The organism is Actinoallomurus acanthiterrae (genome assembly GCF_054775715.1).
On sequence record NZ_BAAHCO010000001.1, the window covers coordinates 3,665,948 to 3,690,176 of the forward strand.

At 70.3% G+C, this 24,229-nt stretch carries 24 protein-coding genes and 2 riboswitches; of the genes, 8 read left to right on the top strand and 16 right to left on the bottom strand.

The window, feature by feature from the left end; translation table 11 throughout:
• Positions 1-3 precede the first annotated feature (3 nt).
• Positions 4-1,287: an ABC transporter substrate-binding protein gene (locus ACYVF7_RS17830; RefSeq protein ID WP_460341341.1), complete on the bottom strand. Its 1,284-nt coding sequence runs from the start codon at positions 1,285-1,287 to the stop codon at positions 4-6.
• A 119-nt stretch (positions 1,288-1,406) separates the two neighbouring features.
• On the opposite strand from ACYVF7_RS17830, the gene ACYVF7_RS17835 reads away from it, so the two are divergent.
• On the top strand, positions 1,407-2,606 hold the full coding sequence (locus tag ACYVF7_RS17835; protein WP_460341344.1) for an RNA-guided endonuclease InsQ/TnpB family protein: 1,200 nt from the start codon (positions 1,407-1,409) through the stop codon (positions 2,604-2,606).
• A 333-nt stretch (positions 2,607-2,939) separates the two neighbouring features.
• Positions 2,940-3,647, top strand: a complete 708-nt coding sequence (locus tag ACYVF7_RS17840; protein WP_460341346.1) for a ThuA domain-containing protein — start codon at positions 2,940-2,942, stop codon at positions 3,645-3,647.
• A gap of 97 nt (positions 3,648-3,744) precedes the next feature.
• On the opposite strand, the gene ACYVF7_RS17845 is transcribed toward ACYVF7_RS17840, so the two are convergent.
• From ACYVF7_RS17845 to ACYVF7_RS17885, 9 genes are all read right to left on the bottom strand, one after another.
• Positions 3,745-5,352 carry an acyl-CoA dehydrogenase family protein gene (locus ACYVF7_RS17845; RefSeq protein WP_460341349.1) on the bottom strand — a complete coding sequence of 536 codons (1,608 nt, stop codon included), beginning with the start codon at positions 5,350-5,352 and terminating at the stop codon, positions 3,745-3,747.
• Positions 5,339-6,046: a TetR/AcrR family transcriptional regulator gene (locus ACYVF7_RS17850; RefSeq protein ID WP_460341351.1), complete on the bottom strand. Its 708-nt coding sequence runs from the start codon at positions 6,044-6,046 to the stop codon at positions 5,339-5,341. Before ACYVF7_RS17850 ends, ACYVF7_RS17845 begins: the two co-directional genes overlap by 14 nt.
• A gap of 207 nt (positions 6,047-6,253) precedes the next feature.
• Entirely contained in the window at positions 6,254-6,862 is a 609-nt protein-coding gene (locus ACYVF7_RS17855) for an RlpA-like double-psi beta-barrel domain-containing protein (RefSeq protein WP_460341354.1), read from the bottom strand.
• 147 nt (positions 6,863-7,009) lie between these two features.
• Entirely contained in the window at positions 7,010-7,759 is a 750-nt protein-coding gene (locus tag ACYVF7_RS17860; RefSeq protein WP_460341357.1) for a CHAP domain-containing protein, read from the bottom strand.
• A gap of 12 nt (positions 7,760-7,771) precedes the next feature.
• Positions 7,772-7,913, bottom strand: a riboswitch (cyclic di-AMP (ydaO/yuaA leader).
• A gap of 105 nt (positions 7,914-8,018) precedes the next feature.
• Positions 8,019-8,162: riboswitch (cyclic di-AMP (ydaO/yuaA leader) on the bottom strand.
• Positions 8,163-8,757: 595 nt separating this feature from the next.
• Positions 8,758-9,519 carry a sirohydrochlorin chelatase gene (locus ACYVF7_RS17865; RefSeq protein ID WP_460341360.1) on the bottom strand — a complete coding sequence of 254 codons (762 nt, stop codon included), beginning with the start codon at positions 9,517-9,519 and terminating at the stop codon, positions 8,758-8,760.
• On the bottom strand, positions 9,501-10,214 hold the full coding sequence (locus tag ACYVF7_RS17870; RefSeq protein ID WP_460341363.1) for a phosphoadenylyl-sulfate reductase: 714 nt from the start codon (positions 10,212-10,214) through the stop codon (positions 9,501-9,503). The genes ACYVF7_RS17865 and ACYVF7_RS17870 overlap by 19 nt, the downstream gene beginning before the upstream one ends.
• The gene (locus tag ACYVF7_RS17875; RefSeq protein ID WP_345433196.1) at positions 10,211-10,387 is read right to left on the bottom strand and encodes a PDDEXK family nuclease; all 177 of its coding nucleotides are present in this window, start codon (positions 10,385-10,387) and stop codon (positions 10,211-10,213) included. The genes ACYVF7_RS17870 and ACYVF7_RS17875 overlap by 4 nt, the downstream gene beginning before the upstream one ends.
• Entirely contained in the window at positions 10,384-12,039 is a 1,656-nt protein-coding gene (locus tag ACYVF7_RS17880; protein ID WP_460341368.1) for a nitrite/sulfite reductase, read from the bottom strand. The genes ACYVF7_RS17875 and ACYVF7_RS17880 overlap by 4 nt, the downstream gene beginning before the upstream one ends.
• 339 nt (positions 12,040-12,378) lie before the next feature.
• On the bottom strand, positions 12,379-12,537 hold the full coding sequence (locus ACYVF7_RS17885; protein WP_460341371.1) for a hypothetical protein: 159 nt from the start codon (positions 12,535-12,537) through the stop codon (positions 12,379-12,381).
• Positions 12,538-12,604: 67 nt separating this feature from the next.
• On the opposite strand from ACYVF7_RS17885, the gene ACYVF7_RS17890 reads away from it, so the two are divergent.
• The 3 genes from ACYVF7_RS17890 (at position 12,605) to ACYVF7_RS17900 (ending at position 15,496) form a co-directional block, all read left to right on the top strand.
• Entirely contained in the window at positions 12,605-13,387 is a 783-nt protein-coding gene (locus ACYVF7_RS17890; RefSeq protein WP_460341374.1) for a TIGR03084 family metal-binding protein, read from the top strand.
• A 190-nt stretch (positions 13,388-13,577) separates the two neighbouring features.
• Positions 13,578-14,513, top strand: a complete 936-nt coding sequence (locus ACYVF7_RS17895) for a YihY/virulence factor BrkB family protein (protein WP_460341377.1) — start codon at positions 13,578-13,580, stop codon at positions 14,511-14,513.
• 143 nt (positions 14,514-14,656) lie between these two features.
• Positions 14,657-15,496 carry a TauD/TfdA dioxygenase family protein gene (locus tag ACYVF7_RS17900; protein WP_460341380.1) on the top strand — a complete coding sequence of 280 codons (840 nt, stop codon included), beginning with the start codon at positions 14,657-14,659 and terminating at the stop codon, positions 15,494-15,496.
• Position 15,497: 1 nt separating this feature from the next.
• On the opposite strand, the gene ACYVF7_RS17905 is transcribed toward ACYVF7_RS17900, so the two are convergent.
• From ACYVF7_RS17905 to ACYVF7_RS17920, 4 genes are all read right to left on the bottom strand, one after another.
• Positions 15,498-15,956 carry a hypothetical protein gene (locus ACYVF7_RS17905; RefSeq protein ID WP_460341382.1) on the bottom strand — a complete coding sequence of 153 codons (459 nt, stop codon included), beginning with the start codon at positions 15,954-15,956 and terminating at the stop codon, positions 15,498-15,500.
• A gap of 127 nt (positions 15,957-16,083) precedes the next feature.
• A complete protein-coding gene (locus ACYVF7_RS17910; RefSeq protein ID WP_460341385.1) occupies positions 16,084-17,712 on the bottom strand; it encodes a phospholipase C in 1,629 nt (542 codons plus the stop codon).
• A gap of 228 nt (positions 17,713-17,940) precedes the next feature.
• Positions 17,941-19,173, bottom strand: a complete 1,233-nt coding sequence (efeB, locus tag ACYVF7_RS17915) for an iron uptake transporter deferrochelatase/peroxidase subunit (protein WP_460341388.1) — start codon at positions 19,171-19,173, stop codon at positions 17,941-17,943.
• Between the two features lie 2 nt (positions 19,174-19,175).
• Complete coding sequence (locus ACYVF7_RS17920; RefSeq protein WP_460341391.1) at positions 19,176-20,339, bottom strand: EfeM/EfeO family lipoprotein; 1,164 nt, start codon at positions 20,337-20,339, stop codon at positions 19,176-19,178.
• Between the two features lie 310 nt (positions 20,340-20,649).
• Here ACYVF7_RS17920 and ACYVF7_RS17925 point away from each other — a divergent pair, with 310 nt between their 5' ends.
• Together ACYVF7_RS17925 and ACYVF7_RS17930 are read left to right on the top strand one after the other, a co-directional pair.
• Positions 20,650-21,561: a sucrase ferredoxin gene (locus ACYVF7_RS17925; protein ID WP_460341394.1), complete on the top strand. Its 912-nt coding sequence runs from the start codon at positions 20,650-20,652 to the stop codon at positions 21,559-21,561.
• Between the two features lie 158 nt (positions 21,562-21,719).
• Positions 21,720-22,016, top strand: coding sequence for a WhiB family transcriptional regulator (locus tag ACYVF7_RS17930; protein WP_345433207.1), 297 nt, complete (start codon positions 21,720-21,722; stop codon positions 22,014-22,016).
• 82 nt (positions 22,017-22,098) lie between these two features.
• On the opposite strand, the gene ACYVF7_RS17935 is transcribed toward ACYVF7_RS17930, so the two are convergent.
• On the bottom strand, positions 22,099-22,707 hold the full coding sequence (locus ACYVF7_RS17935; RefSeq protein ID WP_460341398.1) for a dienelactone hydrolase family protein: 609 nt from the start codon (positions 22,705-22,707) through the stop codon (positions 22,099-22,101).
• On the bottom strand, positions 22,704-23,351 hold the full coding sequence (locus ACYVF7_RS17940) for a phosphoribosyltransferase (protein ID WP_460341401.1): 648 nt from the start codon (positions 23,349-23,351) through the stop codon (positions 22,704-22,706). The genes ACYVF7_RS17935 and ACYVF7_RS17940 overlap by 4 nt, the downstream gene beginning before the upstream one ends.
• A gap of 172 nt (positions 23,352-23,523) precedes the next feature.
• Between ACYVF7_RS17940 and ACYVF7_RS17945 the strand changes: the two genes are divergently transcribed.
• Positions 23,524-24,225, top strand: a complete 702-nt coding sequence (locus ACYVF7_RS17945; RefSeq protein WP_460341404.1) for a hypothetical protein — start codon at positions 23,524-23,526, stop codon at positions 24,223-24,225.
• Positions 24,226-24,229: the final 4 nt, after the last annotated feature.

Genomic DNA, 24,229 nt, shown 5'->3' on the forward strand with positions numbered 1-24,229 from the left:
GCCTCAGCCTTCGACGCTGATGCCACGGGACTTCAGGTCGGTCACCGTCCACTGCTGCATGTGGGCCAGCAGATCGGTGACCTTCTGCTGCTTGGTCATCACCTTCGCCCAGCCGGTGGCCATCTCGGTGTACATCGCGGTCCAGTCCGGCCCGAACGTCCAGTCCGTGGCGACGAGCGGGAAGCTGCCGGTGACCACCTTCTTCGAGGCGTCGTAGCTCCCGCCCAGCAACGTCTTGGGGAGCGCGTTGTCGATGAAGGGCGAAGCGTCGGCCACCGCGGGCATGAGACCGTCACCCGTCTTCGGGTCGGCCATGATCTTCACCGCGCCGGGGTCGGTCGACAGCCACAGTGCCGCCTGCGCGGCCTGCGCGCGGTACTTGCAGTGCGAGGTGACGACGTTCAGCCCGCCGCTCTTGTTCGTCCCGGCCGGGGTACGGGGAGCTTCGCCCGTGAAGGTGGGCCAGGGCGCGATCGCCCACCGCCCCAGGGACTTGGTGAAGTTCTTCACCATGCCGGCCATCTGCCAGGTGGAGATCTGGCGGGTGACCGTTCCGCCGTTGTCGTAGTTGCGCTGGACGGCGGCGTAGTCGGAGAAGGACAGGCTGGAGTTGAGGCCGTCGTCGATGATCTGCTGGATCACCGCGGCGGCCTTGAGGGTGGCGGGATCCTGGAAGTTCACCTTCCACTTGTCGCCGTCGATGCCGTACCAGTGGGCACCCGCCTGCATCGCGAGCGTCTCCAGGGTGCTGGGGTCCTCGCCGGCGTAGTTGGTGATCTTGATGCCGTGGGCCTTCAGCGTCTTGCCGGCGGCGATCACATCGTCCCAGGTGGCCGGCGGCTTGAGCCCGTACTTCTGGAAGACGTCGGTGCGGTAGATGGTGAAGGCGGGCGAGGAACTCGTGGCGACGCCGTACACCTTGTCCTGGACGAGCGTCCCGGCGTAGGCGCCCGCGTTGAACTCTGCCTTGTGCGGGGCGATCCACGTGCTGATGTCGGCCAGCATGCCCTGCGAGACGAAGGTCGTGACGTACTCGGCGGTGCTCTGCATCAGGCAGGGGGCGTTGCCGGCCTTGAACGCGTTGGTCAGCTGCTGCGGCGCCGTGGCGTCCGTGATCTTCGTGTACTTGATCTGCACGTCCTTGTGGCCGGCGTTGAACGCCTTCACGGCGGCCGCCTGGCCTTGGTCCCAGCCCCAGTAGGCCAGGGTGGCCGGGCCGGACGCCTTCGAACCGGACGTGCCGCAGGCCGTGAGCAGGCTGCCGGCGGCGAAGGCCGCCACGGCCACGGGAAGACGCCTCCTGATCGAGTTCATCTGCTTCGCGGCGTGGAGACCCCGGCCTTCAGGCCGGGGACGAAACGCCGCTCCCTCCTCAGATTGTCGGTGGTGGTGGTTAGCGTTCGGGCATGCGGTTTCGGCTTGCGCCCACGCCCGCTCAAGAGCAGGCGCTGCTGGAGCACTGCTCCCACGCCCGATATGTGTGGAACCTCGCGGTCGAGCAGCATCAACACTGGCGGCCGGGCCGGGCGAGCGCGCCGGGCTATGGCGAGCAGTCCCGCCAGTTGACCGACGCCAGGAAGGAGTTCGACTGGCTGGCGGCGGGTTCCCAGACGGTGCAGCAGCAGGCGTTGCGTGACTTCGCCCAGGCCATGGCGGGCTTCTTCGTCGGCACGCACCGGCGGCCGACCTGGCGTAAGGCGGGGGTGCACGAGGGGTTCCGGATCGTCGGGCAGCGCGGTCGGCACTGGGACGTGCGGCGCCTGTCCCGCAAGGTCGGTGAGGTCTGGGTCCCCAAGGTGGGCTGGGTCCGGTTCCGCTGGTCCCGCCAACTCCCTGTGGACGCCAAGTCCTTCAGGGTGAACCGGGACCAGGCGGGCCGCTGGCATGTCGCGTTCGCCATGATCCCGCCACCGATCAACGGGCCCGGCGCCGGACAGGTCGTCGGCGTGGACCGCGGTGTGGCGGTCTCCGCAGCGCTGTCCACCGGCGAGCGACTGTCCGTGCCCGGCCTGTGTGAGACCGAGGCTGAACGGCTGCTGCGTTTGCAGCGCCGGTTGGCGCGCGCAAAGCCCGGCTCGAACCGCCGCGCGGGGATCAAGACCGCGATCGCCCGGATCAAAGCCCGCCAGACCGACCGGCGCAAGGACTGGGCCGAAAAGACCTCCACCCGCCTCGCCGCCGATTTCGACCTGATCCGGGTCGAGGACCTGAAGATCAAGAACATGGTGCGGTCCGCGCGCGGCGCCATCGCCGCGCCGGGCAGCAACGTGCGGGCCAAGGCCGGGCTCAACCGCTCCATCCACGCGGCCGGGTGGGGTCTTTTGGTGAGGCGCTTGGAGCAGAAGGCGCCGGGTCGGGTGGAAAAGGTCGACCCCGCGTACACGTCCCAGATCTGTCATGCCTGTGGGCACTGCGCTGCGGAGAACCGTGAGAGCCAAACGGTCTTTCGCTGTCGCGCCTGCGGGCATACCGATCACGCGGATGTGAACGCGGCCAAGAACATCAGAGACATCGCCGTCGGACGGACGGTGACAGCGCGGGGAGCCCTCCAGCCACTGGGCGGGGCCGTGAACCGCGAACCTCAACCTGCTCTCACCTCCGGGTAGGGACCGGGTTGGAATCCCCCGCCATCAGGCGGGGGAGGACGTCAACGGGCTGCTCCTTGTTTTCGCGCGAAGGGATCCTTGCGGGTTCGGGACGGCCGACATGGCTGGGGCATGGTCGGTTTCCTCGGCTCTGAGCGCGTGGACGCCGGCCGGTGAAGGTGGTCGCGGCTCGCCTGATAGCGGGGGTCTGTAGGCGGGATATAGAAAACGATTGCTGTCGAATGTAGGGACCAGTCACGGATAAGGCAAGAGGGGTGGGGCGGCTTGTTGTCGAGGCTTCCGTCAGGTCGTACCATGATTTAGAAAACGTTTTCTATCGTGTACGGAGGGCTCATGGCCGGCCGAAGCATCCTCGTGTACACCCGGACGACGGCCTACCGGCACGACTCCATCCCCGCGGGCGTCGCGGCCTTCCGCGAGCTGGGCGCGCGACACCGCTTCTCCGTGCACGCAACCGAGGACCCCGCGGCGTTCACCACGGAGCAGCCATCCTGGGACGCGGTCGTCTTCCTCTCCACGAGCGGAGACGTCCTGGAACCGGCGGGACGAGAGGTACTGCGGACGTACGTCGCCGAGGGCGGCGGATTCCTGGGAGTCCATTCGGCCACCTGCACCGAGTACGACTGGCCCGAATACGGCACGCTCCTCGGCGCCCGCTTCGACGGGCATCCGGAGATGCAACCGGGCCTGGTGAGGGTCCTCGACCGGACGCACCCGGCAACCGCCCACCTGCCGGAACGTTGGCACCGCACCGACGAGTGGTACGACTTCCGCGACGGGCCCGCACAGGTGCGAGTGCTGGCGACGATCGACGAGCACACCTACCGCGGCGGTCGCATGGGACCACACCACCCGCTCGTCTGGTGCCGTGAGTACGGCGCCGGCCGTAGCTTCTACACGGCGCTGGGCCACGCCGCGGAAGCCTTCGCGGAGCCGGACTTCCGCGAGCACCTGCTCGGCGCATTGCGCTGGGCCGCCGGCTGGACCACCGACGGGCCCGACGACCGCCCTGCCGTGGCCGACGCCGAGGCGCCGGGTTGAGCGGGGGCTCAGCCGGTGAAACCCGGGTTCGACAACGTCACCGACGTCCGGCTCGCGGTCACCCCGCCTGATCCGAGCACGAACTGATTCCCAGGCTTCAGCCGATCTTGGGGCGTGCTCGTTCGATGATGGCGCCGAAGTCGGTACCGGGCGGCAGTGTGCCGTAGCAGTGTCCCCAATCTCCGCCGAGGCGGGAGGCGCAGAAGGCGTCGGCGACCGCCGGGTGGCCGTGCCGGACCAGCAGGGAGCCCTGCAGCACCAGGGCGAGGCGCTCGACGACCCGCCGGGCGCGCGGCTCGATCGTCGCCACGTCGGTGAGCGAGTCCTTGACCTCGGCGGTGGCGGCGTCCAGCCGCGCGTCGGCGCCCGAGGCGAGGTCGATCTCGGTGAAGAACGCCTCCACCGTCTCCGGCTCCTTGACCATCGCCCGCAGCACGTCGAGGGCGGCGACGTTCCCGGACCCCTCCCAGATCGAGTTGAGGGGCGACTCGCGGAACAGCCGCGGCATGCCGGAGTCCTCGACGTAGCCGTTGCCGCCGAGGCACTCGAGCGCCTCCGCGGCGTGGGCGGGCCAGCGCTTGCAGACCCAGTACTTGCCGACGGCGAGGCCGAGCCGCTTGAACGCGGTCTCGCCGCGGTCGGTGGCCCCGGCCAGGCGGAGCATGAGGACGGTCGCGGCCTCCGACTCGACCGCCAGGTCCGTGAGGACGTTGCGCATCAGCGGCTGGTCGATGAGGTACCGGCCGAACACCTGACGGTGCGCGGCGTGGTGGGTCGCCTGGGCGAGGCCTTCGCGCATTCCGGCGGCCGCGCTGATGACGCAGTCGAGCCGGGTCATGTTGACCATCTCGATGATCGTGCGGACGCCGCGCCCCTCGTCGCCGACGCGCCAGGCGACCGCGTCCTCGTACTCCACCTCGGCGGACGCGTTCGACCGGTTTCCCAGTTTGTCCTTGAGCCGCTGCAGGCGAAGGCCGTTGCGCGTGCCGTCGGGCAGCACCCGGGGCAGCAGGAAACAGGTGAGGCCCTCCGGGGCCTGCGCGAGGACGAGGAACACGTCGCACATCGGCGCGCTGGTGAACCACTTGTGGCCGGTCAGCAGGTACGTGCCGTCGGGCCGGGGTACGGCACGCGTCGTGTTGGCCCTTACGTCGGAGCCGCCCTGCTTCTCCGTCATCGACATTCCGGCGAGGATGCCCTGCTTCTCCAGCGGTGGACGCAGGCCGAAGTCGTACGTGCCGGACGTCAGCAGCGGTTCGTACTGCCGGGCCAGCTCGGACGCGTGGCGCAGCGCCGGTACGGCGGCGTAGGTCATCGAGATGGGACAGCCGTGCCCGGCGTCCACCCGCCAGACGTAGAACTTCGCGGCGCGGGCGACGTGCGCACCGGAGCGTTCGGTCCACGCCCGGGCGTGCAGGCCGTGGCCCACCGCGACGCGCATGAGGTCATGCCAGGCGGGGTGGAACTCGACCTCGTCGACGCGATGGCCGTACCGGTCGTGGGTGCGCAGCACCGGCGGGTGCTCGTTGGCGAGGCGGCCCCACTCGCGCGCCTGCTCCGTGCCCCCCAGCCGGCCGAGCTCGTGGACGGCCTCGGCCGCCCAGCCGCCGCCTTCGCGGAAGAGCCCGTCCAGGAGGGCGGGGTCGTCGGCCACGTCATGGCCGACGAGCGGGGGGACCTGGTTGAAGACCTCATGTGTCGTCATCGACCGCTCCGATGCTGCGCTGGGCGAAGGTGATGAGATGAGCCATCAAGCCGGCCTGCGCGTCCGCCTCGCCGGGAGGATGCGCCTGCGCGTCCGTGCGGCCGGCGGCACGCGGCCGTACGTCCGCGTCGCCGACCGGATATGGCTCGGTGGAACTGCCGGCGCCGACCGCGAGGGGGCCGACGAGGGCCTCGCCGATGGCCCCGACGAGCGCCGCGGCGCTGACCTCGACGTTCTGCTCGGGGAGCTCGCCGGCGGCGATGCCGCGTCCGATGAGCCCGGCGAGGACGGCGGCGTACGCCCGGCGGAAGACCAGGCGCTCGGCGTCGACGGCGGGATCCACCGGCTCGGCGAGGAGCGCGTACGCGATCCGCGGGGCCCGCAGGGCTCGGCCCGCGAACGTCTCGATCACCGCCGCGATGCCCTCCGCCGCCGAGCCCTCCAGCGACGCGGCGCGCGCGAAGGCGTCGACCTCGCGCTGGGAGGCCACCCGGAAGACCTCCGCGACCAGGTCGGCCTTTGCCGGGAAGTGCCGGTAGACGCTGCCGGTCGCGACCCCCGCTCGCCGGGCGACGGCCGCGATCGAGCAGCCGGCGTAGCCGTGCTCGGCGACGACCGCCAGCGCGGCGGCGCGGATGCGGTCCCGGGAGGCGCTGAGCCGGGCCTCGACACGGGGCGTACGGCGGTACGGCACGTAAGAATTGAACCGTAGTTCATTCCTTCAGGGCAAGGGCGGCCGTCGAGAAAGACCGTCGGCGAGGATCGAGCCGCCGGAAGGGACAGGGCCGTCGGGAACGACAGAAAGGCGCGGGATCTCCTCAAGTGAGGGGATCCCGCGCCGTTCGGACCGGCAGGCGAGGGGGGGAGCGGGTGACGCCGTGCCGGTGTCGAGGGGGGTGGGTTACGCCTTGCCGGTGGCCGTGTCGTAACCGGTGCCCGAGTGGCGGTACACGCCGCCCTTGCCCAGTTCCAGGACCTGGAACTTGATCGTGACCGAGTTCGACGCGGTGCCGGAGAGGTCCTGCATCATCTTCTCCGACAGGTCGATGAGCGCCGGCGGGTTGTGCTGCGCGACCGCCCACTCGGCCGGGCCGAAGTCCTCAACGACGCCGATCGCGCTCTTGCCGTTGTAGGTGATCTTCACCTTGGTGCCGAGCGGCCAGTACGGGCTGGCGAGCGTGTGGTACGACATCGGCTTGCCGGAGGCCGTCGACGGGTCCCAGAAGGACGTGGCGGTCGAGACGCCGCCGGGCAGGGCCGCCTTCTTGGCGTCCTTCTTGATGTCCTTCTTGACGCTTACGAACAGCCGGTCCTTGTTCTCCGCGGTGACGCGCTTCTCGGTCTGCGGCGCCTGCTTGGACGCCTGCGCGGTGGAGGGCGCGGCGGCGCTCTGTGCCGAAGATGCCGACTCCGGAGCGGATCCGTAGGCGAGGGCGGTGGTCACGCCGGCGCTGGCCAGGGTGACTCCGGCGGCCGCGGTGGCGATGGCCTTCGTCGAGAACCTGATCATGGGATTCCTTTCGGGGGGCATGGGGGAACTGCGGGATGGGGGAATCCCGGGGCGATGACAGGGGGGATGCGTGGGACCGCCCGGGAAGGGGAGGTCGGCGCGGGCCACGTCGCTCGGCGGCGACGCGGCACGCGCCGACACGGGCGATTACTGGGCGTACTCCGGATAGCCGTAACCCACGACAGAGGAGGTGTTCCGGGTCCGGACCTTCACGGCGTTGTCCGTGTTGCCCTCGACGGTCTGGATGGTGCCGTCGTGGTTGTCCTTGATGACCAGGCCGACGTGGTCGATGGCGTCGACACCGCTGCCGTTCCAGGAGAAGAAGACGACGGCTCCGGGCTTGGGAACGTTGCCCCAGCGGCCCTGAGAGATGAACCACTTGGCGTGGGTCGGGGTGAACGCGTCGCCGCCGATCCCCTTGACGCCGGCTTGGGAGCCGGCCCACGAGACGAACATGTCGCACCAGTTGGCGTTGGCGTAGTCGCCGATGGACCCGCCGTCGCGCGCGACGCCTGCCTTGGCGAACGGCGAGGACATGAACCACTGGTTGAACTTGGTGCCGCCGGCCGCGTTCTCGGTGGTGCCGACCTGGGAGACGGCGAGCTTGAGGACGTCCGTGGCCGAGGGCAGCTTCTTCTGCACCTGCTTCGGTGCGGCGAGGGCGCGCAGCTGGGTGTGCGGGTCGTCGCGCAGGGCAGCGGCTTCGAGCGCCTTACCCGTACTGGGATTGGGTATCTGGGCGACGTGGTGCGCCCCGCTGGGAAGCTGCGCGGACAGCGCCGGCCCTGCGGAGGCCACGGTGAACGCGGCCGCGCCGGCGGCGGCGGTGCCGGCGATGACGCCGGCGAGGGTCTTGCGATCAAAGGTGAAGCGGGGTTTGGCGTGTCGAGGGGACACGGGGGGTACTCCTTCGGCTTCCATGCCGCTTACCGGGTTAGCTGACGGGTTCGGGCGTGGAAGCTGCCCTACGGCACAGGGGATGTGCCGATTCACCCCGGGACTTCTGGTGGGTCCCCGGCTCCGCTAGGTGCGGATTCAGCGGGTCGCCCGCTCACGCGGGCGGCTCGAACAAAGAGACACGTCTGCCGTCATCGGCTAGGGGTAGCGGTGACGGCCGGTATTCAGATCAGGGCGGACTCGCGGACAAGGTTCTGCTCCTTACTTCCAGTACGCCTACCGGGTTAGCTGACGGGTTCGGGCGTGGAAGTCGCCCTACGGCACAGGGGATGTGCCGATTCACCCCGGGACTTCTGGTGGGTCCCCGGCTCCGTGATCTTCACGGACTCGACGTTGCCGCTCTCGCTGCGAATGGATCTACGGGTGCTTCGCGGGAGTGGCGCGATTTGGGATATGAACCGTCTCGGCTCTGTACGGAGGCCCTCGCACGCGTCTTCGCGCCGCGCCATCTGCGCTGGTGGGCCGGCCGGGCCGGCGGATGTTCGGGCGGCGCATGGGGGGCGTCGCCGGACGTAGAGGAACATATCAGACAAATACCGACGTGCCAAATATGGCCACCGGACATTACTCACGTGATCGACGCCACAAAGATCGCCATAAAGATCGATCTGCGCGCCTTATGATCCACTTTACGTTTCCGGTCGAAACAATCTTGAACGACCGCAAAACAACGTGGAATCGCCAGATATCGCAACAGTCGGGTGCCGAAGGGTATTCCGCGCCCCGTCACGATGGGTGACCGCAGGCTCGTCGGGAGGCTCGCCGCACGCGCGGAGCGCCCGGAATCGACAGCAGGCGCGCCGGAGACACCGGAGCGCCGGGAAGGCGTCAGCAGGCGCGCCGGAGGCGCCGCAGCGCTGGGAAGGCATCAGCAGGCTCGCCGTACGTGCCGGAATCGGCAGCAGGCTCGCCGTAAGCGCCGGAGCGCCGGGAAGGCGTCAGCCCGCCGCCGCGACGCGATCGCCACGCGTCAGGATCTCGTGATAGCGCTGCGACGTGATCTCCGCCACCTCCGGCGCGGCGCCCAGCACGGGCGAGACCGCCACCGCCCCGGCCTCCAGGGACTCCTCACGGACCTTGTCCGCGAAGTAGCCCGGGGCCAGGAAGTAGGACGCCACCGCGACTCGCGGCGCGCCCGCGTCGTACAGCATGCGTACGGCCTCGGCAGGGGTGGGACGGGCCGCGGAGGCGTACGCGGGGACGACGGAGTGCCAGCCGCGCCAGGACCGCGCCATCCGGCCGATCGTCGCGTTCGCCGCCGGATCGCTGGAACCGGCGGCGGCGAGCACCAGAGCGGTGTCCGGGTCGGGGCGGACGCCGACGTCGGCGAGCCGTCGCTCCAGGGCCTTCGTCATCAGCGGATGCGGGCCCAGCGTCGCCCCGTAGTGCAGGGTCAGCCGCGGATGGGCGCTATGGGCGTCGCGAAGCGCCCCCGGGATGTCGGTCTTGCTGTGGTACGCCGCGGTGAGCAGCAGAGGGAGCACGACGGCCTCGTCGGCCCCCTCTCCGACGAGACCACCGAGCGCCTGCCCCGGGGCCGGGGGAGCGTGGTCGAGATACGAGGTCACGACCCGCACCCCCGATGAACGGCGAACAAGATCGAGAAGTTCCTCGATCGTCGCCGCCGCACGCGGATCCCGGCTCCCGTGGGCGACCGCGACCAGGGGGATCGCGGAGGTGCTCAGAGGTTGATGCCGCATTCGGTCTTTCCGGTGCCGGCCCAGCGTCCGCTGCGCGGGTCCTCGCCCGGCGCGACCTGCTTGGTGCAGGGCTCGCAGCCGATCGACGGGTACCCGTCGTACTGCAGCGGGTTCACCAGGATGCCGTGCTCCTCGATGTAGTCGTGGAGCTGGGCCTGGGTCCAGCGGGCGAGGGGGTTGACCTTGACCTTCCCGCGCGCGGCGTTCCACTCGACCACGCGCGAACCGCGCCGGTGCGAGGTCTCCTCACGCCGGATGCCGGTGATCCACGCTAGGTACGGCTCGAGCGCGCGGTTCAGCGGCTCGACCTTGCGCAGGTGGCAGCACAGATCCGGGTTCCGGCCGTACAGCCGGGGCCCGAGGTCGCGCTCCTGCTCGGCGACGGTCCGGGAGGAGGTGACGTTGACCACGTTGACCGGGTAGACGGCCTCGACGGCGTCCCGCGTGCCGATCGTCTCGGCGAAGTGATAGCCGGTGTCGACGAACAGCACGTCGATGCCGGGCCGGATCTTCGAGGCGATGTCGACCAGTACGGCGTCCTTCATGGACGACGTGACGCAGATCCGGTCGCCGAAGGTCGCGATCGACCAGCGGACGATCTCCTCGGCGGAGGCCTCCTCCAGCGCGTCGGCGGCCGATTCGACGATGTCGGTCAGGTCGAGCGCCGCCGTGGCGCGCTCGTACAGGAGTGTCATGCCGAGCCCTCCCGTCTAGGAGCGCCCGTGGCGCTGAGCGCGCCGAGCCCGATGAAGCGCAGCTTGAACGCGCGCGTGCACGCCCGGCAGTGCCAGCCGCCGTCGCTCTCGTACGGCTCCAGGTCCTCGTCTCCGCAGTAGGGGCAGTAGAAGGGGACGGCTCTCTCGGTCACTTCAGCTCACCTTCTTCCGCACGCTGCACCCACGTGGCGAAGGACTCGCCGTCGTGCCTGCCCTCCTGGAACCTGCGCAGCACCCTTTCCACGTAGTCGGGCAACTCGTCCGCGGTGGTCTTCAGCCCGCGGATCTTCTTGCCGAACTCCCCGCCGATCGAGCCGCCCAGGTGGACCTGGTAGCCCTCGACCTGGGCGCCGTTCGCGTCGGTGACGAGCTGGCCCTTCAGTCCGATGTCGGCGGTCTGGATGCGCGCGCAGGAGTTCGGGCAGCCGTTGATGTTGATCGTCAGCGGCTCGTCGAAGTCCGGCAGGCGCTGCTCCAGCTCCTCGATCAGGTCCATGCCGCGCTGCTTGGTCTCGACGATGGCGAGCTTGCAAAACTCGATGCCGGTGCAGGCCATCGTCTGACGGCGGAACGTCGACGGGCGGACCCGCAGGTCGTGTGCCTCCAGCTCGGCGGCCAGCGCCTCGGTCCGGTCCTCCGGGACGTCCAGGATGACCATCTTCTGCTCGGTGGTCGTGCGCACCCGTCCGGAGCCGTACTCCTCGGCCAGGTCCGCGATGACGTGCAGCAGGTCGCCGTCGACGCGGCCGACCTTCGGCGCGAAGCCGACGTAGTAGCGGCCGTCGCGCTGCCGGTGGATGCCGACGTGGTCGCGGCGGTCATCCCGGGGCCCTCCGGGCGCCGGTCCGTCCGCCAGCGCGTACCCGAGGTACTCCTTCTCCAGGACTTCACGGAACCGCTCCGGGCCCCAGTCGTTCATCAGGAACTTCAGCCGCGCGCGGTGCCGGAGCCGCCGGTAGCCGTAGTCGCGGAAGATGCCGGCGATGCCCGCCCAGACCTCGTGGGCCTGCTCCGGCCGGATGAACGCTCCCAGCCGCTTGGCGAACATCGGGTTGGTGGACAGGCCGCCGCCCGCCCAGACGTCGTAGCCGACCTCGCCCTTGTCGTTCACCACGCCGACGAACGCGATGTCGTTGATCTCGTGGACCGTGCACTGCGCCGTGCAGCCGGACAGCGCCGACTTGAACTTCCGCGGCAGGTTGGAGAAGTCGGGGCTGCCGATGTACCGGTCGTTGATCTCGCGGATCTGCGGCGTCGCGTCGATGACCTCGTCGGCGTCGATCCCGGCGAGCGGGCAGCCGAGGATGACCCGGGGCGTGTCGCCGCAGGCCTCGGTGGTGTCCAGCCCGACCGACTCCAGGGCCTCCCAGATGGCCGGGACGCTCTCGATCTCGATCCAGTGCAGCTGGATGTTCTGCCGGTCGGTGATGTCCGCCGTGCCGCGGGCGTACTTGGAGGAGACGTCGGCGATCGTGCGCAGCTGGTCGAGGTTCAACTGGCCGCCGTCGATCCGGACGCGCAGCATGAAGTAGCGGTCGTCGAGCTCTTCGGGCTCGAGGACCGCCGTCTTGCCGCCGTCGATGCCGGGCCGGCGCTGCGTGTACAGGCCGAACCAACGGAACCGGCCCCGCAGATCAGCGGGGTCGATCGAGTCGAAGCCGGCCTTGGCGTAGATGTCGATGATGCGACGACGGACGTTCAGCCCGTCGTCGTTCTTCTTGTTCTCTTCGTTCTTGTTGAGCGGTTCGCGATAGCCCAGGGCCCATTGGCCCTCGCCTCGTTTCCGCTGCTGACGGGGTGGCATCGTGCGCGTCCTCCGTGGTGATGGGGGACACGTAGCACGCCGGCAGGTCGCACTGCTGGCTCAACGCTGAGCTAAAGGGGTGACACCGGCATACCGCGCGCCCATGAGGCAGTGGCGGTGATCAGGCGTCAACGACAGATGGCGCTGCCCACACGGAGGTAGTCAACGTGCCGGCGCATCACCAGCAACGGATTCGCAGCAGCCATACACCGATGATGACATGTGGTTCGATGACTGTCCAACTCTGTCCGGAATGCGGACGAACGTCACATTGGCTCGCCGCGGCCTGCTTTGGGCGTGCCGATCTTCCGCGGCGGCGCTGACCCGTCGCGGCCGGTCTCAGCCCTGCCGCAGCCAGTTGACGTCCGGTTCGGTGCCGTCGCCGGACGCGGACCGCTCCTCGGCAGGGGAGGGCTCGGGCGGCAGGTGCTGGCACTCGCACCACGTGCCACCTCGGCACTCGTCGTGCCGCCGCTCGCGGCACGCTTGGCAGATCACCCCTTCATTGTGCCCGCCGCCACCCGCGTACGGCGACGACCGAACGCGGTTCTGTACGCTGGGGCTCGTGGCCGTTGCGATGGACGAACTGCTCAGCGATCTGCGCGAGGAGACGGGCGACCTCGAGCGACTCCTGAAGCCCGGGGCGTGGGACCTGCCCACCCCCGCCGAGGGATGGACCGTACGCGACCAGGTGATCCACCTGGCGTGGTTCGACGATGCGGCCGTACACGCCGTGCGGGATCCCGACGCCTTCCGCGAGGAGGTCCGCGCGCTGGTCGCGGAGGGCTTCGACACGGACCGGATCATCACCGAGCGGCGCGCCATGCCCGGCGACCACGTCCTGGACTGGTTCCGGACGGCCCGCAACCAGATGGTCGGGACCCTGGCGCGCCTGGACTCGAAGGCCCGGATCCCCTGGTACGGCCCTGACATGGGAGCGGTCTCGTTCACCACCGCCCGCCTGATGGAGACCTGGGCGCACGGACAGGACGTGGCCGACGCCGTCGGCGCCGTCCGCGCGCCCACCGACCGGCTCCGCCACATCGCCCAGATCGGCGTGCGGACGCTGCCGTGGAGCTTCACCGTCCACGGCAGGCCGGTCCCACAGGCGCCGGTACGCGTCGAACTCACCCTCCCGAGCGGCGCCCGCTGGGCCGCGGGACCCGAGGACGCCGCCGACCTCGTGCAGGGGCCGGCGCTGGACTTCTGCCTGCTCGTCACGCAGCGGCGGCACCGGGACGACGTGGACCTCACGGTCGCCGGCCCGGTCGCCGGGGAGTGGATGGAGGTCGCGCAGGCGTTCGCCGGGCCGCCCGGCAACGGGCGGCTGCCAGGGCAGTTCGCCTGACATGTGATGATCGTCACAGCTTGTCGGTGCGTCCGTCGCGCGAACCGGGTCATCTGATCGGAGATCCTTCGTTTCTCCGCGAGGGGCGGGGATCCCGGTCTCTCGGGGACCGGGGCGGCCGGCCGAAGGTGATCAGCGAGATGAGCCTCATGCACCACTCTGGGTGCGTAAGCCCCTACTGTAGATCGTCATGACCACCGCCTCCGACGCGCGGACCGGCGTTGCCGAGGCGTCCGTCGTCTCCCGTGCGCGCAGCGCCCTCTGGCAGATCCTCCGGGGCACCGCCGTGTCGGCCTTCCGCTACCGGGTGACCGGCCTGGCCGCGGAGGCGGCGTTCTTCACGCTCCTGTCACTGCCGCCCCTGGCCCTCGGGCTGATCGGCATGATCGGCCATTTCCGGAACGTCCTGGGCGCCGCGACGATCTCCGAGACCCGTGAGTGGGTGCTGGACCGTGCCGAGACGGTGCTCACCGACAAGACCGTGAAGTCCGTGGTCGAGCCCCTCCTCGACGAGGTCCTGCGCGGCGGCAAGGTCGGGATCGTCTCGCTGAGCTTCCTGATCTCCCTGTGGGCCGGGTCCCGGGCGCTCAACGTCTACGTCGACACGATCACCATCGCGCACGGCCTGTCGGGCGTCCGCGGCGTGATCCGGACCCGCCTGCGCGCGTTCTTCCTCTACCTCGCCGGGCTCGGCGTCGGCCTCGTCATCATTCCCGTCCTGGTCGCCGGGCCGACGCTGGTGCTGCACTGGGTCCCGGCCGGCGCCGCGGTCGTGCGCGTTCTCTACTGGCCGATCCTCATCATCGTCGCGATCATCTTCCTCGCGTTGCTCTACCACCTCAGCGTCCCGGTGCGGACGGCGTGGTGGCGCGAGGTCCCGGGCGGGGTCACCGCCCTGGCCATCTGGGCGCTCGGCAGCCTGGTCCTCCGGCTCTACCTGGACGGCTCCACGTCGGCGGTGTCGGTGTACGGGTCGCTGGGGGCGGCCATCGCCGTGCTCGCCTGGCTGTACGTCACCGCGCTCGCCGTCCTGATCGGCGCCGCCCTGAACGCCGAGATCGACAAGCTCTGGCCCGGGGAGTTCACCGCGCGCGCCCGCCTGGAGGACGACGCCTCCGGGAGCTGATCCGCCGCCGTTCGCGGTCGCTCCACCTGTCGCCGACGTGACGTCGGGCACCTCATCGCGCCGAGGGGTGGTCAGGCGTGTGCAAAAGTGGCAACCTAGCGATTGCTTGTTCAGAGCGGGGTTCACCGACGGAGGCTCCCGACATGATCGAATTTCATCCCGTAACACGGCACATCGGCGCCGAGGTGACAGGCCTGGACCTGCGCAAACCACCGTCGGACGAGGAGGTCGCGGAGATCCGCCGGGGCCTGCTCGAGTATCTGGTCCTGTTCTTCCGCGATCAGGAGATCACCGACGAGCAGCACCTGGCGTTCGCCGAGCGGTTCGGCACGCTCAACGAGCCGCCGATGAAGACGTCGGCGAGCGCGATCCACATCCTCGACCAGAAGGATCCCAAGGGCGAGGGCGGGGACTCCTGGCACAGCGACAACACCTTCATGAAGGTGCCTCCGATGGGGTCGCTGCTGCGCGCGGTGCTCCTGCCGGACGTCGGCGGCGACACCAACTGGGCCAACATGTACCTCGCCTACGAGTCGCTGCCGAAGTCGATCCAGCGGCTGTGCGACGAGCTCGAGGCCGAGCACGACCTCACGATGTCGGTGTCCAAGGCCATCGCCAAGGGCCACCAGCTGGACCTGGCCGAGATGCAGCGCAAGTGGCCGCCGGTACGGCACCCGGTCGTGCGCGTCCACCCGGAGACCGGGCGCAAGGCGCTGTTCGTCAACCGCAGCTCGACGACCCGCCTGGTCGGCCTCGATGACCGCGAGAACGAGGCGCTGCTTCCGCTCCTGCAGGACGCCGTCCGCTCACCGGAGTTCCAGGTCCGGCTCAAGTGGCGGGTCGGCACGCTCGCGTTCTGGGACAACCGGCCCACCCAGCACTACGCCGTCGCCGACTACACCCAGCGCCGCAAGATGCACCGCGTCACGATCAACGCGCCGGCCGAGATCGACGACGGTGTGCCCAAGGGGCCCCAGGCGTAGCTCAGGAGCCGATGCGGTCCATCGCGGTCGAGGGCGGCGTGAACGGCTGCGGCGGGGCCGTACGCCGCAGCGCGGGGGACGCCTCGCCGTCGTCCGCGGCCCGCCGCCGGGCGAGTTCGACGAGGGCGCCGGCCTGCGCCACCGGCGCCCAGGCGGCCAGCAGGTTCATGGCGTCGGGCAGGTTCTCGGCGAAGACGTGCTCGACGACGTTCCCGGCGTTGCCCTCGAGCTGCAAGAGGAACTGCAGCGGAGGCTTCTCGCGGGAGTAGACCGCCAGCATGACCGGGGTCGTGGCGAACTCCTCGTCGCCGATCCGGCACCACGCTTCGAAGCCGAGCGCGGCCATCGCGGCGTACACGTCGCCGCCCTGCGGATCGCACGCCGCCATCACCGGGTCCTCGCGCTCCGTCCACTCGCCGTTGACCAGGCACCATGCGGGGACGGGCTCCATCGCGATCACAGCGTCACGTTAGGACGCCGCCGGAGCGCTCGCGAGGACGCCACGCCATGAGGCCCGGAACCGGCACCCGTACGGGGGAAGCCCCCGCCGAGGCGGGGGCTTCCGGGAAAAGGGTGGTGAAGCTGGATCAGCCGGAGACCGGAGCGCCGGTCTTCGGGTCGAGGATCAGCTTGCCCGCACGCGGGTGCCAGAAGTTGAACATGCCCCACAGGCCGCCGGCCCGCTGGTCGAACGACGAGTCACCGATCCGGCCGGTGCCCCAGTTGTCCTCGATGAACTTCAGCACCGAGGTCTGCTCGGTGTAGCTGTGGTCGACGTGGTTGACCTTCGAGTACGGCGAGACGACGAGGAGCGGGAGACGCTGGCTGGGACCGCAGCGGTCCTGGTAGCCGCCGGCCACCTTGGCCTTGCCGCACAGCGCCGTGTCCACCGCGGAGTCCGTCGAGCCATTGAGGATCTTCGGAGCCTTGTGGTCGTACCAGCCGTCGGAGTCGTCGTAGGCGATGACGACCGCCGTGGACTTCCACTCCGGCGACTTCTGCAGCTTGTTGATCGTGCCCGCGATGAACTGCTGCTCGTCGAGCGGGTCGGAGTAGCCGGCGTGGCCGTCCTGGTACTCGGCCGCCTTCAGGAAGCTGACCGCGGGCAGGTTGTGCGCCGCGAGCGCCGAGTCGAAGTCGCTCAGGTCGTACTGGTGGTTGGCCTGGTCGGTCTGGCCGATCGCCGCCACGGAGGTCGGCGGCAGGTGCTTCTCGTTCGCCGTCGACTTGTAGTACTGGAACGGCTCGTGGTGCGGGCTGTAGTCGGTGGCCGCGATGCCGCCGACGTTCTGGTGCGACGCGCCGCAGACGGCGTACCCGTTGGCGTTACCGGTGGGCCGGAAGCCGCCCTGGAACCAACCCCAGCTGACCTTCTTCTTGTTGAGCAGGTCGCCGACGTTCTGCCCGGTCATCACGGCCAGGTTGTTCTTGGACGTGTGGTTCTTGTCGGAGCAGTCGTCGTACGCCGGGTCCGGGTCGTTGATGACCGTGCCGATGCCGTTCTTGTCCGGGGACTGCACGGCGTAGGAGTCGCTGACCTTCTCGTGCTTGACCGGGTCGACGGCGTAGCCGCCGTGGGTCTGGCCGGAGATGAGGTTGAGCGCACCCGGGGTGGAGGGCCCGAAGACGGTGTCCCAGGAGTTGTCGCTCATCGCGTAGTGCTGCGCGTAGTTCCACAGCCCGGTGACGGTGTTGCCGTCGTAGTAGTCCATGACCAGGCCGGGCTCGCCGAACAGCACCGGCTGGCCGGTGCACTTGTCCGTCTCGGTGTTCTGGACGAAGCTGTCCATCTTGCCGCCGTTGACGGCCTTCTGCTCGGCCCCGTACCCGTGGTCCTGGTCGCAGGTCATCGCCTGCTGGGGGGTGAGGCGCTTCGGGTTGTACTGGTTCGGGTTGTGCGTGAGCAGCTTCTTCGTCAGCCCGTCGATCCGAGGCGTGTGCCGAGCGGCGGTGAACTTCGTGCCGTCGGTGTTGGCGGCCTTCGGGTAGGTGCCGAAGTAATGGTCGAACGAGATGTTCTCGTCGAACAGCACGACGACGTGCTTGATCGGCGTGGCCGTGCGGACGGTGGACGCCTCGGCCGCGGTCAGCGAGACGCCCTGGTGCTTGTCGCCGCTCGCCCAGCTCGGTGCCGTGGCGAGCGCGAGCGCTCCGGCCGCGGCCACCGAGCCGGCGATCAACGCCGTCCGGCGGCCCTTCCACTTTCCGGGACCCATCGTGTTGCCTCCTGAAGTTGTGAAACGCCGGTCCTCCAACGGAGTCCCGGTCCAGCCGGGATCCCATCGAGTCGGGTCGACGATCACGCTGACGCTTGGTGACGGCGATGTGAACAGGTCACCATGGCTCGGTCAAGAATCTTTAGCTGATCTTTATCCGATCCCGGGGACCTTTGTCCCTGAAACGGAGTTATCTGCCCTCTTCAGGGCTTCATGCCCCGTACGAGGTCAGCCCAGGAGGGCGCGGGCGAAGAAGTCCGCCGAGTCGCGGACGCCGGGCAGTGCGAAGAAGTAGCCGCCGCCGAACGGCCGGATGTAGTCCGTGAGCGGCTCGTCCTTGAGCCTCCCCTGGACCGCCGCGAACTGTCGGGCGATGTCCTGCTGGTAGGAGGTGAAGATCAGCCCCATGTCGAGGTCGCCGACCGCGTCCACGCCCCGGTCGTAGTTGAAGCCGCGGCGCAGGATCCGGCTGTCGGCGCTCTGTGGCGTCCGGGGGTTCGCCAGCCGGATGTGACTCGTCAGCGGGATGACCTTGCCGATCGGGTCGTCGGTGTAGTGCGGCTCGTCCAGCTCGTGGTTCCCGTCGAGGGGCGCTCCGGTGTCGCGGCTGCGGCCGAACATCTGCTCCTGCTCGGCGAGCCCGACGCGATCCCAGAACTCCACGAGCATCCGGATGAGCCGGATCACGAGGTACGAGCCGCCGGCCGTCCAGGCGGGCTCCGGCGCGCTCCGGCCCTTCCCGGTGGTTCCCGGGGCCGCCCAGACCAGGCTGCTCATCTCGCGCGCGTCCGCGGGGTCGGGATTGGCGATGCCGTCCTTGAACCCCATGAGGTTGCGCGGGGTGCCGCTGGGCCGGGGCGGGCTGGCGAAGCCGTTCATCCGCCACCGCACCTGCATGGCGCCGCGCGTGTGCCGGGCGACGTCGCGCAGCGCGTGCACGACCGTGTCCTCGTCGTCGGCGGACAGTTGCAGGCTGAGGTCGCCGTGGCACCACGCCGACTCGAGCGCGTCGTTGGGGAACGTGGGCATCGCCGTCAGCCCGGGCGGTCTGCGGCCCGCCAGGCCGTACCGGTCGTCGAACAGCGACGCGCCGACGCCGACCGTCATCAGCAGCCCGCCCCCGGGCACGTCGGGCCCGAGCACTCCGGAGTCGGCGGGCGGCGCGGCGATGCCCGGGTCGCCCGGCGTTCCTCCGCCGGTCAGCGCGCGGGCGCGGTCGGTCAGCGTGCGGAACAGCTCGGTCAGCTCGCCGCGGCCGGAGGCGGTGACGTCCATGGACACGACGATGGTCCGCCGTCGCGGCCGCTCGACGATGCCCGCCTGGTGCTCCCCGTGGAACGGCCGCGTCGCCGTCTCGGCGGCTCCATCGGGCAGCGCCGCGCCGGCGGCGGACGGACCCGCCACGACCCCGGCCACACCGGCGGCCAGAGCGCCGCGCAGGAAGGATCGACGGTCGGTCATCGTCACCCGTTTCCCTGGGAGCGCCGCCGTGGGGCGCAGATCGTGGCGATCGAGGCGAGCCGTTCGAGGAGCTCGCCCGCCGTTCCGTTCAGGCGCTCGCGGTCGGCCTGCGAGAGCCGGTCGACGGATGTCCGTCCCTTCAGCGCCGTGGCCATCCGGTCCATCCAGGCATCGACCTCGGCCAGGCCCGGGTAACGGGGGCGCAGCAGCGGGCGGAGCACGCTCACCAGCTCCCGGGTGCCCTCCAGATTGGCCTCGGCCGTGCGGAGCGTGGTGCCGCTGCCCTGGTCCGCCTCGCCGGTGAGCTGGAACTGCAGCGTGTTCTCGAGGATCTCGTGCGCCCGCAGCGGCAGGTCGCCCGGGTCGATGCGCTCGTTCGGGAAGTCGGACCGCAGGGCCCGGACGTCCCGGGCGAGACGGTCCGTGACGCCGGCCAGCGAGGAGGCGGACTCGCCGTGCCACAGGCCGTACTCCACACGGTGGAATCCGGTGAAGCCGGGATCGCGTACTCCGCCGGGCAGTCCTTCCGGGCGGCCGTTGATCTGGCCGTCGAAGTCGCCGAACGTGCCGTACGCCGCCCCGAGGCGTTCGTAGGCCAGGTGCGCGGGGAGCCAGGCGGCGCGCGCCGCGTCGAGGTCGCCGCCGTCGACGGCCGAGCGGAGGGCGTCGGTGCGCTCCACCAGGCGGTCGAGGCCCGTGGTGACGTACGCCTCGTACGAGCGCGTGGGCGCGTAGAGGTCGTTCTGGGAAACGGGGACGATCCCGGGGGTGCCGTTTCCGGAGCCGGTGATCCGGGTCACGGGGCCGGTGACGGGCGCGGCGGGCCCGTCCTCGACGCAGCGGAAGGCGTACGCGCCCGGGCCGAGTGTGATCCGCAGCGTGCGGGTGGTCTTCGGCCCCAGGCCCTCGACCTCGGCGTAGACGGCGCCCGTCGCGGGGTCGACGAGGGTGACGCCGGCCGTGGTGGCGTCGTCGTTGCGCAGCGGCAGCTCCTGCGGGCCCTGTCGCAGCGCGGGCCGGCCCGTACCGCAGCCCGTCATCCCCGCCTCGATCGCGGGCGTGGACGGCGCCCGCGCCGCCGGACGCGCGAGGTCGCCGGCCGCGACGAGCAGCAGCGCCGCGCCGGCGACGAGCGCGGGAGCGTGCATCGAGACTTTCGTCACCATCGTCCTCAGCAAGGGCCTTACCACGGGGGGCGTGCTCCGCCCGCGTCGGCCGGCGGGGGCGATCCGGCGACCTCGGTCGCCGGCGGCGGCGCACGGGAGGACACTGTACGACGCCTGGGGCCGCGTTCTCGCGGGTATCCCCGGGCCCGGACGGGTGTGCGTCGTCGGTTCACCACCCTGTCACCGGCGCGTCACCAGGGCTCTTGGGTTTTCGGGGACGTTAGATCCGGCGGGGAATGGTTAGGTTAGGGTTACCTAATCGGATCGGCGTCGGCCGATCCCCGACGTCATCCGATCGACGGGGGACTCCTTGGCGGACCGCCGCTGCACCCATTGCCCCGGAAGCCACACCGGGGAGCGCCCGTGCCTGGCCAGTGCCACGACGAAGGCGCGCTCGTGGCTGCTCATCGAGCACCCGGGCCCCTGGGCCGAACGGATCGAGGACACCGACCTGCCCGATCCGATCGCCGAGGCGCTGGCGCGGGCCGCGCGGCAGGGCGTGCGTGCCCAGTTCATCCGGGTTTCCGGGCGGCGTCGTGCGACGCCTCCGCTGTGGGTGTTCACCGGGTTCTCCGGCGACACCGCCCCGGACGGCTGGCCCGTGACACCGTGGCTGGAGGGGCGGGAGCTGGCCGATCCGGCGGAGCTGGCAGGCCTGGACCTGGCGTCCGTTGCCGCGGGGCGCGCCCCGGGGTTCGGCGCGCCGGTCGCGGATCCGCTGCTACTGGTCTGCGCCCACGGGCGGCGGAACGCCTGCTGCGCGCGCACCGGAGCGCCGCTGGCCCGCGCCCTCGGCGAGCGCTTCGGCGATCAGGTGTGGGAAACGACACATGTCGGAGGAGACCGCTACGCCGCCAACCTCGTCTGTCTCCCGCATGGCCTTTACTACGGGGACCTGGACGAACAGCGCGCCGTGGCCGCCGCGCGGGCGTACCATCGCGGTGAGGTGACGCTCGACCGCTACCGCGGCCGGGCGGGTCTGCCCGAGCCCGTGCAGGCCGCCGAGCACTTCGTCCGCGCGCACACCGGGATCGTCGCGGTGGCGGGCGTGACGGTGGAGTCCATGATCGCCGACACCGCCGTCGTGCGCGCTGGCCTGGCGCGATACCGCGTCCGGGTCGAGCGGGTGCAGCCCGCCGCGTGCGGCCCGGGATGTTCGGAGAACCTCGCCACGTATGTTAAAAGGGAGGTGGCCCTTCTCAACGGGGCGGCCCTCGTGTAGCCTCTGCGAGGCCCTATTCGTCGTTCCCACGCGGACACGGCGGCTCTCAGGGAACATCACGGCCCTTCAAGACGTTGCAAGGTTTTGCGCGCGTTCTTACTGATATGGCGCCCGTGACCGAAATTTGCTCACCCAGCAAGCTACGAGGTGGTAGTTCTATGGCTCAGGTACGTCGGCAGGCAAACCTCCCCCGTCCCAGCTGGGGCTGGCAGGACGCTGCCGAGTGCCGGGGGGAGGACCTCATCCTGTTCTTCGGCCCTGACGGCGAGCGTCAGCCGGAGCGTGAGATCCGCGAGCGTAAGGCCAAGGCCGTGTGCATGCGCTGCCCCGTGCGCACCGACTGCCTTGACTACGCCGTCTCCCGGCCCGAGAAGTACGGCACTTGGGGCGGTCTGAACGAAGACGAGCGCGCGTCCGAGCGTCGCCGTCGCATGCGTCGCGCCAACGCCGCGTAGCGTTCCCTCCGCTACCCGCGGGTTCGCGACCACGGCCCGAACGCGGGCCGGTCGGCCAGAACGCCGAGCAATCCAGGATTTTTCACCCCCTCATATGGCGGGCGAACCAGTTTTCCGCGAGCCGGGCGACCTCCTCGAGAGCGCCCGGCTCGGCGAACAGGTGGCCCGCACCGGGCACCACGACGATCGCCTTCTCGGCCGACATCCGCGCGGCCGCTCGCTCGTTCAGCGAGAGCACTTCCAGGTCGCGTCCGCCCACGATCAATAGTGTAGGCGCACGTACGACCGCTAGCGCCTCGCCGGCGAGGTCGGGGCGGCCGCCCCGGGACACCACGGCCGCGACGTCGTCCGGGCACTCGGCGGCTGTGACCAGGGCCGCAGCCGCTCCCGTGCTCGCCCCGAACAACCCCACCGGCCGGGTCGCGGCCCAGCCCACGACGGCGGAAAGCCGTCGTGCGAGCAGCGGAATGTCGAAGCGCAAGCGGGCCGTCCGGGTGTCCTCGAGCTCCTCGTCCGGCGTGAGCAGATCGAACAGCAGAGTGCCGAACCCCGCCGTGTTCAGCGCGGCGGCGACCTGCCGGTTGCGCGGGCTGCGGCGGCTGCTGCCGCTGCCGTGCGCGAAGACCACCAGACCGTGTTCGCCGTCGGTCAGGTCCGCTTCGAGCGACACCCCCGCCGCCGGGATCTTCACAGGAGCCTCTGCACGTCTTCGTCGGACAGCTGGTCGAAGTGGACGTACCACTGGCCCACCGCGCGGAACGTCCAGGGGGCGGCCAGCACCACGATCTCGTCCGCGTCGCCGGCCAGCGCCTTGACCGTCTGGGCCGCTCCGACCGGCACGGCGAGCACGAGCCGGGCCGGATCTCCCGCCCGGACCGCGGCGAGCGCGGCACGCGCCGTTCCGCCGGTGGCCAGCCCGTCGTCGACGACCACGACGTCCCGTTCCTTGACGGGCGGCAGCGCTCGGTCTCCCCGGTACGCCGCGATCCGGCGCTGGAGCTCGGCCCGCTCGCGCCCTACCGTCTCCTCCAGATCCCGCTCGGTCAGGCCGACGCGGCGCATGAGGTCGGCGTCGAAGACCGGATCCCCGCCCTCGGCGATCGCGCCGACACCGAGCTCCGGCTGGCTCGGACAGCCGATCTTGCGTGTCACCAGGACCTCGAGCGGCGCTTCCAGGCGCTGCGCGATCTCGCGGGCCACCGGAACGCCGCCGCGCGGCAACGCGAGGACGAGCGGATCGGCCAGCCGCAGAGGCATGATCTGCTCCGCGAGCAACCGTCCGGCCTCCGCCCGGTCGGTGAAGGGCAGCCGTACTCCCTGACGGCTCCAACCCACGATGAACCACCCCGCGCTCGTCAGCGGCCTTTCTCCTTCAAGCCCTACCCCGCGGTGGAGAGGTGCATCCGGCCGTCCGCCGGGTAGGAGTACTTAAAGCACAATCCCCCATTAACCGGACAGATCCGCGTGGCTCTGCCCCCGGAGTGAATCGCGCGAAGGGGGGAGGCGTGTGAGCCGCGCCGAGGGACCGTACGGCGGCAACGTCCCGGCATCCGACCAATGGGGGCACCGCTTCGTCGACCCGATGCTCACGGACCGGACGCTCTCCGTCGACGATCTCGTCGAACCCTCGCACGAGCGGGTGGACACGCTCGTCCGCCGCCTGTTCGCGGTCGGCCTCGGCCTGAACGGCGCACTGGGTCATATCCAGCAGCACGTGGACGAGGAGGGCGCCGTCCGCATGATCCACCAGGCGATCGCCGACCTGGACGAGGCGATCAAGGACTTCCGGAGCGCGGTCCTCGACCTCTGGCCGACGGTCCGGGCCGCTCCCGGTGGCATCCGCTCGAGCGTCGTACGGGCGGTCGAACGCGCCAACGGGCAGGGCGCCGCGTACCCCGTGATCATCTTGAGCGGCGGGACGGACCTCCCGGACCGAGGGATCGCACACCAGGTCGGCGCGGTCCTTCAGGAGATCTTCGACCTGATTCCCGCCGACCGGCTGGGGAACTCGCGGGTGGAGATGGACTCCGACCCCCGCCCACCCGGCCGGCTCACCGTGCACATCGACGTTCCGGGCGCGGACCTGGGCGACGTCGCCGCCCGCCTCGGCACCGCCTCCGGGCCGCGCGTCACCGTCTCCAGCGAGGCCGTCACGGCGCCGGCGTCACGGTCGCACATCCACCTCGAATACCTCGCTCCGGCGCAGTGAATCC